This is a genomic window from Bacteroides sp. CAG:189 (assembly GCF_000432295.1).
Lineage (GTDB): Bacteria > Bacteroidota > Bacteroidia > Bacteroidales > Bacteroidaceae > Bacteroides > Bacteroides salyersiae.
Genome location: NZ_HF990994.1, coordinates 1 through 15,556, shown reverse-complemented (window position 1 = coordinate 15,556; position 15,556 = coordinate 1). Strand labels below are relative to the sequence as shown.

Annotated in this window: 6 protein-coding genes; 5 read left to right on the top strand and 1 reads right to left on the bottom strand. The window is 41.1% G+C overall.

Annotated features, from left to right (window positions below; translation table 11 throughout):
* Positions 1-188 precede the first annotated feature (188 nt).
* Positions 189-3,416 (top strand): carbamoyl-phosphate synthase (glutamine-hydrolyzing) large subunit, encoded by a 3,228-nt coding sequence (carB, locus tag QVP90_RS01725; protein ID WP_005934236.1) that lies wholly within the window; start codon positions 189-191, stop codon positions 3,414-3,416.
* Positions 3,417-3,486: 70 nt separating this feature from the next.
* On the opposite strand, the gene QVP90_RS01720 is transcribed toward carB, so the two are convergent.
* Entirely contained in the window at positions 3,487-7,608 is a 4,122-nt protein-coding gene (locus QVP90_RS01720) for a hybrid sensor histidine kinase/response regulator transcription factor (RefSeq protein WP_021935513.1), read from the bottom strand.
* Positions 7,609-7,959: 351 nt separating this feature from the next.
* On the opposite strand from QVP90_RS01720, the gene QVP90_RS01715 reads away from it, so the two are divergent.
* The 4 genes from QVP90_RS01715 (at position 7,960) to QVP90_RS01700 (ending at position 15,385) form a co-directional block, all read left to right on the top strand.
* Positions 7,960-10,086 carry a glycoside hydrolase family 97 protein gene (locus QVP90_RS01715; protein WP_005934233.1) on the top strand — a complete coding sequence of 709 codons (2,127 nt, stop codon included), beginning with the start codon at positions 7,960-7,962 and terminating at the stop codon, positions 10,084-10,086.
* A gap of 50 nt (positions 10,087-10,136) precedes the next feature.
* Positions 10,137-11,330: a glycoside hydrolase family 76 protein gene (locus QVP90_RS01710; RefSeq protein ID WP_021935512.1), complete on the top strand. Its 1,194-nt coding sequence runs from the start codon at positions 10,137-10,139 to the stop codon at positions 11,328-11,330.
* Positions 11,331-11,350: 20 nt separating this feature from the next.
* Positions 11,351-12,820, top strand: coding sequence for a glycoside hydrolase family 125 protein (locus QVP90_RS01705; RefSeq protein ID WP_005934229.1), 1,470 nt, complete (start codon positions 11,351-11,353; stop codon positions 12,818-12,820).
* 99 nt (positions 12,821-12,919) lie between these two features.
* Positions 12,920-15,385, top strand: coding sequence for a glycoside hydrolase family 3 C-terminal domain-containing protein (locus QVP90_RS01700; RefSeq protein ID WP_005934227.1), 2,466 nt, complete (start codon positions 12,920-12,922; stop codon positions 15,383-15,385).
* The last annotated feature ends 171 nt before the right edge of the window (positions 15,386-15,556 follow it).

The following is a 15,556-nucleotide window of genomic DNA, read 5'->3' as shown; positions in this document are numbered from 1 at the left end:
GAGCCAGCAGGAAATCAGAAGCAAGTATCATCTCCGTTCGGATGTCTTCCATCCGGAATCTGTATACTTCTTCTCTTTTCTCCAAAAACGATATTTAGTTCTTTGGTAATGCGTTAATCCTTTCATTAGGGTAACGCATTTTTTTTGTGCGGTAATTATAAGAAAACAACATAATAACAACAAGAGAAATGGAAAAGGAAATGAAAAAGGTCTTGGTTCTGGGTTCGGGAGCACTCAAAATCGGACAGGCCGGAGAGTTTGACTACTCCGGTTCGCAGGCACTGAAAGCTTTGAAAGAAGAAGGTATCAGCTCCGTATTGGTAAATCCGAATATTGCAACCATTCAGACTTCTGAAGGAATTGCTGATAAGGTGTATTTCCTTCCCGTGACTACCTACTTTGTAGAGGAGATTATAAAGAAAGAACGTCCTGATGGTATTTTGTTGGCATTTGGCGGTCAGACGGCATTGAATTGCGGTGCGGAACTTTATACGCAAGGCATCCTCGACAAGTACGGAGTAAAAGTATTGGGTACTTCCGTTGAGGCTATCATGTATACCGAAGACCGTGACCTGTTTGTGAAAAAGCTGGATGAGATCGAGATGAAAACTCCCGTCAGCCAGGCAGTGGAGAACATGGAAGACGCCATTGCTGCTGCACGTCGTATCGGTTATCCGGTGATGGTGCGCTCGGCCTATGCTTTAGGAGGTTTGGGAAGTGGTATTTGTGCCAATGAAGAAGAATTCCTGAAACTGGCCGAAAGCTCGTTCGCTTTTTCTAAGCAAATTCTGGTTGAAGAGTCTTTGAAAGGCTGGAAAGAGATTGAGTTCGAGGTGATCCGCGATGCAAATGACCACTGTTTTACTGTGGCGAGTATGGAGAATTTCGACCCGTTGGGTATCCATACAGGCGAATCGATCGTAGTAGCTCCTACTTGTTCGTTGGATGCCGAAGAGCTGAAAATGCTGCAGGAACTTTCTACGAAATGTATCCGTCACCTCGGTATTGTAGGTGAATGTAACATTCAATATGCGTTTAATTCCGTGACGGATGATTATCGCGTAATCGAAGTAAATGCCCGTCTGAGCCGTTCTTCGGCTTTGGCTTCCAAGGCTACCGGATATCCGTTGGCGTTTGTTGCCGCTAAGGTGGCTTTAGGATATACACTCGACCAGATCGGTGAGATGGGTACTCCGAACTCTGCTTATGTAGCGCCACAACTCGATTATTATATCTGTAAGATACCCCGTTGGGACCTTACCAAGTTTGCAGGTGTATCCCGCGAAATCGGTTCGAGCATGAAGTCCGTAGGCGAAATCATGTCTATCGGGCGTTCTTTTGAAGAGATTATTCAAAAAGGTCTCCGTATGATCGGTCAGGGAATGCATGGATTTGTGGGGAATGATGATGTTACTTTTGACGATCTTGACAAAGAACTGGCCAACCCGACCGATTTGCGTGTATTTGCCATCGCGCAGGCTTTGGAAGAAGGATATACGATCGACCGCATCTATGAACTGACAAAGATCGATCCGTGGTTTCTCGGCAAACTGAAGAATATTGTTGATTATAAGGCGAAACTTTCTACTTATGATAAGGTAGAGGATATCCCGGCAGACGTGATGCGTGAAGCGAAGATACTCGGTTTCTCTGACTTCCAGATTGCGCGTTTCGTGCTGAATCCTACCGGCAATATGGAAAAAGAAAACCTGATGGTTCGTGCACATCGTAAAGCGTTGGGTATTCTTCCCGCTGTAAAGCGTATCAACACGGTTGCTTCCGAACATCCGGAGCTGACTAACTATCTTTACATGACTTATGCCGTAGAGGGATATGACGTTAACTATTATAAGAATGAAAAATCGGTAGTTGTTCTCGGCTCGGGTGCATACCGTATCGGTAGCTCGGTAGAGTTTGACTGGTGTTCGGTTAATGCTGTACAGACTGCCCGTAAGTTAGGATATAAGTCTATCATGATCAACTACAACCCCGAAACGGTATCTACCGACTATGATATGTGCGACCGCCTGTACTTCGACGAGCTTTCTTTCGAACGCGTGCTCGATGTAATCGATCTGGAACAACCGCGCGGTGTGATTGTTTCCGTTGGCGGACAGATTCCTAACAACTTAGCAATGAAGCTTTATCGTCAGTCAGTGCCTGTTTTAGGTACTTCTCCGATCTCTATCGACCGGGCCGAAAACCGTAACAAGTTCTCTGCAATGCTCGATCAGTTGGGTATCGACCAGCCGGCATGGATGGAGCTTACCAGTCTGGAAGAAGTAAAAGGTTTCGTCGGTAAGGTGGGTTATCCTGTCTTGGTTCGTCCCTCTTACGTGCTTTCCGGTGCAGCGATGAACGTTTGTTATGATGATGAAGAATTGGAAAACTTCCTGAAAATGGCTGCCGAAGTATCTAAAGAGTATCCGGTGGTTGTTTCTCAGTTCCTTGAAAATACGAAAGAGATAGAATTTGATGCGGTTGCCCAAAATGGTGAAGTGGTAGAGTATGCCATTTCCGAGCATGTGGAATTTGCCGGCGTTCATTCCGGTGACGCTACACTGGTATTCCCGGCACAGAAGATTTATTTTGCAACGGCCCGTCGCATCAAAAAGATCAGCCGTCAGATTGCGAAAGAACTTAATATTTCCGGTCCGTTCAATATCCAGTTCCTGGCTCGCAACAACGAGGTGAAGGTAATTGAATGTAACTTGCGTGCTTCGCGTAGTTTTCCGTTTGTTTCTAAAGTACTGAAACGTAATTTCATTGAAACAGCTACCCGTATTATGTTGGATGCTCCTTATAGTCGTCCGGATAAGTCGGCTTTCGATATCGACTGGATCGGTGTGAAAGCTTCTCAGTTCTCATTCTCGCGTTTGCACAAGGCAGACCCGGTTTTGGGCGTGGATATGTCTTCTACCGGTGAGGTAGGTTGTATCGGTGATGACTTTTCGGAAGCATTGATGAGCGCTATGATCGCTACCGGTTTCAAGATACCTTCCAAAGACAAAGGAGTGATGTTCTCATCCGGTGCTATGAAGTCGAAGGTAGATTTGCTGGATGCAAGCCGTGCTTTGTTTGCACAAGGGTATAAGATTTATGCTACTGCCGGTACTGCTGCGTTCCTTAATGCACACGGGGTAGATACGACTCCGGTATATTGGCCGGATGAAAAGCCGGGAGCAGAAAACAACGTGATGAAGATGATTGCCGATCATAAGTTCGATCTGATTGTGAACATACCTAAGAATCATACTAAGCGTGAGCTGACGAACGGTTATCGCATCCGCCGCGGAGCCATCGATCATAATATTCCTTTGATTACCAATGCCCGTCTGGCAGGTGCGTTCATCGAAGCGTTCTGTGAGTTGAAACTGGAAGATATCCAGATCAAGAGCTGGCAGGAGTATAAATAAGGTGGATTATAACCAATAAAACCGGGCGATAAAGCTGTACATAGCATGCTTTATCGCCCTTTTTTATTTCTCAATTTTCTTCACTCACAGTTTGAGGTGCTTCTCCTTCCCTATGTGAAGAGGAACATTGTGGAGAACACGCTTTCTTAAAATCTTTTTTTTGTCGTTCCCTGTACTGCCGTGGCGGCATGCTATGTTTTTGCGAGAATATCTTGTAGAAAGTTCCCCGGTTCATAAATCCTGATTTGTCCATGATCTCCTCGACAGTCAAGTTGGTAGAAAGTAATAACTGTTCAGCTATTGCCAGCCGGTATTCTTTGATGATATCAGCAGGAGTTTGCTCTGTTATTTCTTTGAGCTTCCGGTAGAAATGGCGTGTGCTGTACCCTAAAGAACTACTCAGCAGCTCTACAGACAATTCCGGGTTAGTAATATTCTGATCGATAATTTTCATCATCTTCTCGAAGAATACCTTATCTTCTTTATGCAGGAACTGTCCGTCGTCTAATTTGAATGTGCAGAATACAGAGTTGTAATATTCTTTTAAATCTTTTTCCCGTTGGATAAGGCGTTCTGCAAGTTTTATCAGATAATCGGTATTGAATGGTTTGGTGACGTATGCTTCAGCGCCGGAATCAATCCCTTTCATCTGGTCATCAATGCTGTTGAGGGCGGATAAGAGGATCAAGGGCGTATGGGTGAGTAGCTTATCCGATTTTATTTGTTTGGCAAAAGATATTCCATCCGTACCCGGCATCATAATATCCGAAATGATTAAATCGACTGGTCTCAGCTTTAATTGTTCCATTGCTTTTTCTGTATCGTTAAAAGAGAACACGTTGTATTTGTTCGCAAAAATGTCACTTACGAACCATAACATAGAAGGATCGTCGTCAATGACGATGATGGTTTGCCGGGAAGTGTCGTACGCCGGTGTCGGACTTTCTAATTCCATCGTTTCGTTGCCTTCTTGTATCACTGTTTCCATTTCCATTGACATGGGCCGTTCTGTATCGGTGGCTATTATGGAGAGGGCGGGCAGGATTACTTCAAAAGTCGTAAGCTGATTAGGGGTGCTTGTTACCCGGATTTGTCCGTTCAGCAGAGTTACCATGCTATGGCAGATAGCCAGTCCCAGGCCATTGCGTGGCGATATTCCGTTTTTATTCTGTATCTCAAAATTGTCCAGTATCTTATAACGGTCGAATATTTTTGTAAGATTTTCCTTTTCAATCCCTTTGCCCGTATTTGATATGCGGATATGCAATTGCTCGTTCTCTACGTACTGTTCTATGCTAATCATACCGTTCTCCGGCGTGTATTTAAAAGCATTGGACAGTAAATTGTTGATAATCTTGCTGAAGCAACCGGCATCCGAGTTCCAGTAGACCTCTTTTTCTATTTTTAGCTGATAGTTTATTTTCCTGCTTTCGGCTAATTCATTAAAAGAATCGGCCGTGTTTTGGGTTTGTGCGGAGACAGGCAGCTTTTGGATTTCAAGGGTTTTGTTGCCGGTCTCCAGTCGTCGGAACTCGATGAGCTCCAGAATCAGGGCATTCAGTTTTTGGGCATTTTGTTGAATGATAGAGGCATATTTACGGATATAATTGTCGGTGGAAGGATATGTGAGTATTCTTTGGCAAGGTCCGTAAATCAATGTGAGTGGCGTACAAAATTCGTGAGTCACGTTGGTGAAAAAACGAAGTTTGGATTCATATAGTTCGTTCCGTTGCCGGCGATTTATTCTCTCTATCATCGCGTCTCTTTTTCGGCGATACCGCTTTATGGACAAGTGTATACACCATGCAATAAATCCTATAAAGAGTATGGAGTAGCACCAATAGGCCAAAGAGGTCATGTACCAGGGCGGGGTAATGCGGATCGTTAAAGGTTGCGGGGCACTTTCTTTACCTGTTATGTTGCTCCGGTACTTCACCCACAGGGTATATTGTCCCGGTGCAAGATTAGAAAACATGGTCGTTGTGGATGTTCCGTTCTCTATCCAATTGTCACTTAATCCTTCGATTGTATAGTAATAGGTATAGTTGCTTCCGTTCAGATAGTCGATGACAATAAAAGACAGTCCGAAGAAATTCTGACTGTGATCCAGTTCCAAAACTTTGTGCTTCTGTTTGTCTTCGTGCAGAAACTCATTGATATTATACTCTTTGCCGAAGATGAATAGACGGTTGAATTGCAGAGCGGGCATATATTCTGTCTCTTTGAAATCGTTTTCATGGATACTTATAAATCCGTTGGTACCGCCAAAGAAAAGAGTACCGCTACGTTCATCCTTAAAATAGGCTCCGTCACTGAATTCCGTTACTCTCAAATCGTTTTGCTGGTGATAGGCTTGTATCGTATTCATCCGGGTATTAAATCTTACCAACCCTTGATTGGTACTGAGCCATAGATATTGTTGTCTGTCTTCAAGGATACCGTGAATCGTATTGTTGGGAAAGCCGTCCGTTTCATTATATATATGGTAATTACCGTCATACATTCGTGTCAATCCGAAGCTGGTTCCGAACCAGTAACCGGTTTCATTCTTGAGAATGGCAAATATGTCGTTTACAGTCTGGCTCTTGACTGCTTCATTAAACAGATAAGGTTTCATCCGTCCGGTTTCCGTATTTATCCGATAGGCTCCGTATCCCCGGTTTCCAAACCATAGAATAGAATCGTTTTCCTGGAAAGAAATGAAAAAGTAATTAGATGCACGTTTTCCCCCATCCAATACGGTTCTTTCTGCATCTTTTATTGTAGGTATACCCGATGATGTATTTAGTGAGACTTTTACGATACCTTCTCCAACAGTAGAAATCCAGAGGGTACTGTCATTTTGTTCGCAGATGGAATGGACATATTTTACCGCTTTCCCACCGGCGGTAACAGGAAATTGTTTTAGTTTTCTTTCTTGATAGGAATAATAATTAATGCCGCTTTCAGTCCCGATCCAAAGCCTTTTCCAACGGCTGGGTGTAAAGCAGTAGACGGAGTTGTCGGTCAGTGCACTGTTGTTTGTGAGCAATCTCTCGGTAGCCGTTGGCTTTCCCTTTTCCGGAGTATATTTAAGCATTCGAAGGATACCGTTTCCTTTAGTTCCTATCCATAATGTTTGTTCGTTATCCAGAAAGAGTGCGCGTACCGGGTTGTTTATCTGGTAAGCGGGAGTATTTAGCAAGGTGTTTTGGATAGAGAATGCATCTGTGAAATACATATACACTCCTTGACCGTCTGTCCCTACCCAGATGATATCTTGAAATTTATCCTTTACCAAGCAAAATATACCACACGCGATATCGGTAGATTGTGTGATATATTTTATTTTCTGGTCGGGTTGGTATTTCAATCGGATAAGACCGCTACTCTTAAAACCAATGTAGTAGTCGTTTTGCTTTTTGATGACCGATGAAATTTCACCTCGTTTTTGTATTTCTGTTTCGACGTCCGTTATGTAATATTTCTTTTTGCTATTCAGATCGTATTCATAGAAAGCATGCGAACTGTCAATGAAATAAAGCAGATTGCTTTCGAATGATACTCCTATTAATTTTTCCGGATGCTGGAAATAATCTTTGATAGAAAGTGTGACGTTTTCACCTTCTTTTTTCAACTGATAACTTTTATTATTGCCGTCTGAAGTAAATATCCAAAGAACATCCGATTCGTCCACAACTATCTGCAAAATATTATCGAAAATAAATTTCTCCGTATCTAATCGATGAAATTGTTTATTGCCTTGGCGGAAACAGTAGATATATCCGTCATCTTTCATGAGATAGATGTCATTATCCCGGCTTTTTGCCATTTTATTGGTATCTTTAAACTCTGTGAAACTTTGGACGGTTTGTTGACGGATGTCGAAACGGTCGAGACCGTAGTTGGTCTGTATCCATAGTACATTTTCTTCTGCCTCTATAATATTACCTATGATATTTCCGGAGAAGTTGACCCGGGTGTCGGTTGGTTTATACAAACGGGGAGTGGTTCCGTCGAATATATTAAGACCGTCACAAGAACCTAACCATAAAAGTCCGTTGTTATCTTGGCAAATAGAAAGAATGGCACTGTTGGATAAACCGTTCTGACTGGAAAACTGTCTCACGTTGTATGAGTCTGCTTTTCCGATACTACAACAGAGAAGGAAAAGGATGGATAAAAGAAGATAGTATGGACCGGGAACTCTCATAATAGAAACTGTGAATTTCAATAAATAAAAGGGGTGTGATTGTTGAGTACAAAGTTAGATAAAAAAGAAAACCGTTCCAAAAAGAGAACTTTAAAAGTATACGATTTCATGACATATATGTTTATAATGTTGCCTTTAGGCTTTAAATATACACTAATGTCATAAAATCATATATTAATTGTCGGGTCGGGCACGTAACTTTGGAACATCTAAACAAAAGGAGGATATAGGGTATTATCTACTTGTTTTTTAAGGTAAAGATTGTACAGGATGACTTTTAATGGGATTTTTTATGGCAATGTATAGTTGATGGTACATTGTAAAATTGTTAACTTGAATAATAGTCATGATATGAAGAATATTGTTTTTTTTAGTTTTCTCGTGTTGGTTGCTTTCCAACAACTTTTCGCATATAATTTAAAATCTCCCAACGGTAATCTGATTTTGAAATTTACTCTTGCCGGCAATGGAATTCCTACATATGCTCTATCGTTGGGCGACAAGCAAGTAATAGAAAACAGCAGACTTGGTTTTGAATTAGTTAATGATGATAAGTCGTTTTTGGATGATTTTGAGGTGGGTGATATTCAGACTTCTTCTTTTGACGTAACTTGGCAGCCTGTATGGGGTGAAGAGAAAGATATCCGTAATCAGTATAATGAAATGGCGGTAACATTAGTACAGAAAGAAAAGAACCGCAGAATGCTAATCCGTTTTCGTCTTTTTAATGATGGTTTGGGATTTCGTTATGAATTTCCGATGCAGAAAGACTTGAGGCATTTTATAGTGAAGGAAGAATGCACTCAGTTTGCGATGACTGGTGATCATACAGCTTATTGGATTCCGGGAGATTATTGTACGCAGGAGTATGGATATACAAAATCTAAGATGTCTGAGATCCGGGGGCTGATGAATAAGGCTGTCGATCACCAGAATATAGCTTCGAAGGTAATCGGAGAAGCTGCCGTACAAACAGCTTTGATGCTGAAAACAGATGACGGATTGTATATAAATTTACATGAAGCTGCTTTACTCGACTATCCGTGTATGCATCTTGAACTGGATAGTGAAAATAGAACGTTCCAGTCACATCTTACTCCTGATGCAGTTGGTTTTAAAGGGACATTGCAGGCACCGGGAGTCTCTCCTTGGCGTACTATTATCGTAGGTACTGAAGCAAAAGATATTTTAGCTTCTCGTATCACATTAAATTTGAATGAACCATGTAAAATTCAAGATACTTCATGGATCAGACCTACCAAATTTGTCGGAGTATGGTGGGAAATGATAGCCGGTGGGGGTTCATGGGATTACACATCGGACTATCCTACTATAAAAATAGGCGAAACTGATTATACGAAAGCAAAACCTCACGGCAATCATAGGGCGAATAGTCAGAATGTGAAAAGATATATCGACTTTGCCGCAAAAAATGGTTTTGATGCAGTTTTGGTAGAAGGGTGGAATATCGGATGGGAAGATTGGGTGAGTAATCGGAAAGAATTTAATTTTGACTATGTGACTCCTTATCCTGACTTTGACGTGAAAGAACTGAATGAATATGCACATAGCAAGAATGTGAAACTGATTATGCATCATGAAACTGGTTCGGCATACAGAAATTATGAGCGTCATATGGATGAAGCTTTTCAATTTATGAAACAGTATGGGTATGATGCGGTGAAAACAGGCTATGTGGGGCCGATAGTACCACTCGGCGAATATCATTATAGTCAACCGATGGTTAATCATTTTCAATATGTGGTGGAAAAAGCGGCTAAGTATCGGATTATGGTCGATGGACATGAGGCAGTTCGTCCGACAGGAATCTGCCGGACATATCCGAATTTAATAGGAAATGAATCGGCAAGAGGAAATGAATTCATGTCTCGTGTTCCATTGGGGCATACGACTATTCTTCCGTTTACACGGCTTATTGGCGGTCCGATGGATTTCACTCCCGGAATTTTTGAGTTGGATTTATCTAAAATTAATCCAAATCGTCATGAGAAGATGAAAGCCACGATAACCAATCAATTGGCGCTATATGTTACGATGTATAGTCCGTTACAGATGGTGGCCGATTATCCGGAGAATTATGAACGTTTCCCAGATGCATTTCAATTTATAAAAGACGTAGCTGTAGATTGGGATAAATCAGTTTACTTGGAGGCGGAACCTTATGAATATCTGACGATTGCCCGTAAGGAAAAAGGCTCGAGTAATTGGTTTGTGGGAGGAACGACCGGTGCACAACCGCATATAGCTGCTTTTCAGTTTGATTTTTTGGATCCCGGTAAGAAATACATGGCTACCGTCTATGCAGATGCTGCAGATACTGATTATGAGAACAATCAGCAGGCATACACTATTCGCAAAATGGTGGTAACTAATAAGTCGAAGTTTAAACAATCAGTATCCATCGGCAGTGGTTTTGCTATCAGTTTGTTTGAAATAACAGATAATAAAAAGAAATAGGAATTATAACTCTCCACGAAAGAATTGATAATATATAATTTAGTAGAGATATGAATTTAGAACGTTTTTTATTGCACTCGTTATGTGCGCTTGCTTTGGTCGGTTGTGCTCAGAAGGAACAGTCGAATACGAATCCTAACTTGTTGAGAGCTCAGGAAACATTGGATTCTCTTTATCAGAATTACTCTCAACCGGATGGAAATTTATTACGGGAGAATTATCCTTTCGATCAACAGAATACTGTTACTTATCTTGCTTCTGAAGAGCAGGCAAATATGCCGAATCAATATTCGTACCTTTGGCCGTATTCGGGAACGTTTTCAGCTGTGAATGCTTTGTTGGAGGCTACCGGCCAATCAAAGTATAAAGAGTTGCTGGATAAAAAAGTATTGCCGGGGCTGGAAGAGTACTTTGATACCCGTAGGGAACCTCAGGCTTATTCATCATATATCCGGACGGCGCCGTTGTCTGATCGTTTTTATGACGATAATGTGTGGCTTGGCATTGACTTTACCGATCTTTATCAGATGACTAAAGGAGCCGGATATCTTGAGAAAGCCCGATTGATATGGAATTTTATTGAAAGCGGGACGGATGATCAACTCGGTGGTGGTATTTATTGGTGTGAGCAGAAGAAAGAGAGTAAGAATACTTGTTCTAATGCACCCGGAGCTGTTTTGGCGCTAAAATTATTCAAAGCGACTGGAGACACTCTTTTCTTGTCTCGTGGCAGAGTGCTGTATGAATGGACAAAGACACATTTGCAGGATTCTACAGACTATCTTTATTTTGATAACATCCGATTGGATGGTAAAATAGGGAGAGCTAAGTTTGCTTATAATAGCGGACAGATGATGCAGGCCGCAGCATTACTTTACCAATTGACCGGCATTCCGGCTTATCTGACAGATGCACAAAATATAGCGAAGGAATGTTATAATTATTTCTTTGTTGATTTTACTCCGGCAGATGGTAATACTTTTAAATTGATTAAGAGAGGAGATATCTGGTTTACGGCCGTTATGCTCCGTGGATTTATCGAACTTTACAAGCAGGATAATAATAAGAAGTATCTGGATGCTTTCAACCGGAGTTTGACGTATGCTTGGGATAATGCTCGTGATGATAATGGACTGTTCAATGTTGATTTAAGCGGAGTAGATAAAGACGGAAAGAAGTGGCTGTTGACACAGGCTGCTATAGTGGAAATGTATGCACGTCTGGCTCAAATAAAAGATTTGTAAACAATTAAAGATAAGAAAATATGAAAAACAAAAACATTAGTTTGTGTGTAATTGCAACTGCATTGTTGATGGGGAAGTCTGTGAAAGCAACCGATTTTGTCATTGTAAAAGATAATACGGTCATTGTAAATCAGGCGTGTCTGGCAGCAGCATATAAAACGAACCGTCCGCCTGTAAAGAAGAGATTATTTACTTCTAAGGCTGTTGAAACAGAGATTTTGCGTGTAAAGAAACTGTTGACTAACCAGAAACTGGCTTGGATGTTTGAAAATTGTTTTCCGAACACACTTGAAACAACCGTACATTATCGGACAACTGACGGTAAACCGGATACCTTTGTATATACAGGAGATATTCACGCAATGTGGTTACGTGATTCCGGTGCGCAGGTATGGCCTTATATACAGCTGGCTCATAAAGACCCTGAATTGAAGAAAATGCTCGAAGGTGTAATCCGGCGTCAGTTTAAGTGTATTAATATAGATCCGTATGCCAATGCTTTCAATGATGGTGCAAAAGGAGGGGATTGGATGTCCGATCTGACAGACATGAAACCGGAACTTCATGAGCGTAAATGGGAAATAGATTCTCTTTGTTATCCTCTCCGTTTAGCATATCAATATTGGAAAGAAACCGGTGATGCCAGTGTATTCGATAGCGAATGGATACAAGCTATCACCAATATATTGAAAACATTCAAGGAACAACAGCGTAAGGGAAGAGTGGACTATTATAAATTTCAACGTAAAACGGAACGTGCTCTTGATACACTGAATAACAATGGCTTGGGCGCTCCTGTTAATCCGGTGGGATTAATTGTATCCTGTTTCCGGCCTTCGGACGATGCAACTACTTTGCAATTTCTGGTTCCTTCTAATTTTTTTGCTGTGTCTTCATTGCGGAAAGCAGCTGAGATACTAACGACTGTGAATCAAAATACAAATCTTGCACAGCAATGTACCGATCTTGCAGAGGAAGTCGAAACGGCATTGCAGAAGTATGCAACTTACAACCACCCTAAATACGGCACCATTTATGCTTTTGAAGTAGACGGTTTCGGTAATCATTTATTGATGGATGACGCGAATGTACCCAGTTTGTTAGCAATGGCTTATTTGGGAGATGTAGATATAAACGATCCGATTTATCAGAATACACGTCGTTTTGTATGGAGTAAGGATAATCCTTATTTTTTTAAAGGTAAAGCTGGTGAGGGAATTGGTGGTCCACACATCGGTTATGATATGATATGGCCGATGAGTATCATGATGAAGGCATTTACCAGTCAAGATGATGAGGAAATAAAAGATTGTGTCAAAATGCTGATAGATACAGATGCCGGTACCGGATTCATACACGAATCTTTCCATAAGGATGATCCTGCTAATTTTACCCGTGCATGGTTTGCTTGGCAGAACACTTTGTTCGGTGAATTGATTTTGAAACTGGTAAATGAAGGGAAAACTGATTTGCTGAACAGCATACAATAAGCAGTTTGTGATAGTATACAACTGGGAGTCTAACCTTCCGGTTGTGTGCTGTTTTTTATGAAAACATAAATAGGTCTTAAGCAAAATAACACGAATAACATGAAATTTCAAAGAATCACTATTACATTTTTACTAATCTTGGCACCTTTTTGTGTAATGGCACAGAAGTGGTATACTTCTGATGTAGATGAGAAGGTAGATAATATTTTGAGAAAGATGACTGTAAAAGAAAAGTTATCTTATATCGGTGGAATTGATTGGATGTATACGAGAAACATTGATCGTTTAGGAATACCCCGTATGAAAATGTCTGATGGACCGCAGGGGCTCGGTACTCATGGACAGTCTACTGCTTATCCGGCTACGGTATTGTTGGCTGCTACTTGGAATGAAGATCTTGCCTATGAATATGGTAAGTCCTTAGGACGTGATTGTAGAGCCAGAGGGATTAATGTATTATTGGGACCTGCAGTGAACATATATCGCGCTCCTATGTGTGGCCGTAATTTCGAATATATGGGAGAAGACCCTTATTTGGCGGCACGTATCTCTACGGGATATATAAAAGGGGTACAAGACCAGGGAATTATGGCTGTCATCAAACACTTTTCTGCTAATAATTCCGACTATGACAGGCATGAAATAAGCAATGATATTGATGAAAGAACGTTGCATGAAATTTATTTTCCGGCATTCAAGGCAGCTGTTCAAGAGGCTGGAGTAGCTGCTGTCATGACTAGTTATAACTTACTCTATGGTGTTTATACGACAGAGTCTCCTTGGTTGTTGAAAGGTGTTTTGAGAGATGAATGGGGGTTCAATGGGGTACTTATGTCTGATTGGGGGTCTACCCATCATTGCATTCCGGCTGTAAAGGCTGGGCTTGATCTTGAGATGCCAGGAGGGACGAGAAAACCGGAAGAACTTGCTTATTACCTCAAGACAGGTGATATAACTATAGAAATGATCGATGAGATGGTGCGTCATATTCTACGCACAATGGTTGCGTTTGATTTTCAGAATGGGATGAAAGCAGATAAAAATATTCCATTAGATGATCCGAAAGCAGCTGAAGTGGCATTAGATGTGGCAAGAGAGGGTATTGTTTTATTGAAAAACACACAGAATACCCTACCTATTAACACGAAAAAAGTGAGAGACATTGTGGTGGTTGGTAAAAACGCGCATGGGTATGTACATGGTGGTGGTAGTGGTTCTGTAAATCCTTTCCATTATGTAAGTATGTACGAAGGCATTCAAAAAGAAGCTGCAAAACATCATGTAAATGTGACTTATGTAGATGAACTTGATTTCTTACCCGAGATTTTATATACAAAAAGTATGGGTGAGAGAGGTTTACATGCTGCTTATTTTAATAATAAAAATCTATCTGGAAAACCGGTTTTTGAACGTACGGAGAATAAGATCAACTATTCTTGGACGAAGGGCACAGGGATAAAAGGACTTGGTAAAGAAAACTATTCGGTGCGATGGACAGGTGTGATACGCCCTGATATCACGGGAGAATATGAATTTTCTGTAGGTGGTGACGATGGTTATCGTCTGTTTATTGACAATGAACTGGTAGCCGATCAGTGGGAAATAGGTAGCTTTCGTAATTCTTCTGTGAAAAAGAGATTGGAAGCAGGTAAGGAGTATGATATACGTTTCGAATATTTTCAGGAAGGCGGTGGGGCAGCTGTTGCTTTGATTTGGGAGTATAAAGGTGAAAAGCGAGATCCTTTTGTAGAACGGTTAGATCGTGCGGATATGGTAATAGCTTGTTTTGGGCATAGTTCGGATACGGAAGGAGAAGGCGCTGACCGTACTTTTGCATTACCTGATGCTGATGCAAAGATGATTACACGAGCATTAAAATGTAAAAGGCCGGTAGTCGGTGTTGTTAATGCGGGAGGGAATGTAGAGATGCAAGCATGGGAACCCGGATTAAAAGGTTTGTTGTGGGGATGGTATGCGGGACAGGAAAGTGGTACGGCTGTTGCTGATATACTTTTTGGTAATGTGAATCCCTCAGGTAAATTACCGATGACTTTTGAAAAGCGATGGGAGGATAATCCTGCTTATGATAGTTATTATGATCCGGATGGTGATAAACATGTTGCTTATACAGAAGGAATATTTATTGGTTATCGTGGTTATGATAAATTGCAACGCGAGGTACAATATCCTTTTGGTTATGGTTTGTCTTATACGGATTTTCGCCTTTCCGATCTGTCTGTTTCCAATCCGATGGTCGATGGTTCTGTAGAAGTGACGTGCAAACTCACCAATACAGGAAAACGTGATGGTGCACAGGTTGTGCAGTTATATGTTGGGAAAACGGGGGGAATCGTAGAGCGTCCCGAAAAAGAATTAAAGCAATTCAAAAAGGTCTTCTTGAAAGCGGGAGAATCGATAACGATAAAAATGTTGTTGTCTAAGGATGCGTTTACTTATTATAATATAGCTGCAAAGAGCTTTTTGAAAGATAAAGGTGATTATCATATAATGTTGGGATTTTCTTCCCACGATATATGTGTACAGAAAAATGTTCGTATTCTTTGATAATAGTTTGAATAATGAATTTTAATATGTGGCTGGTTCTGTCGTAACTGGAAGTTATTAGGATCGCCACATGCTATTTTGTATCTTTTTCGATCGAAGACGTACTTTCTGCTCTGTGAAGATAGTGGTATGAGAGTTGATAAGAAGTTAATAAAAGAACTACGGCCCGAA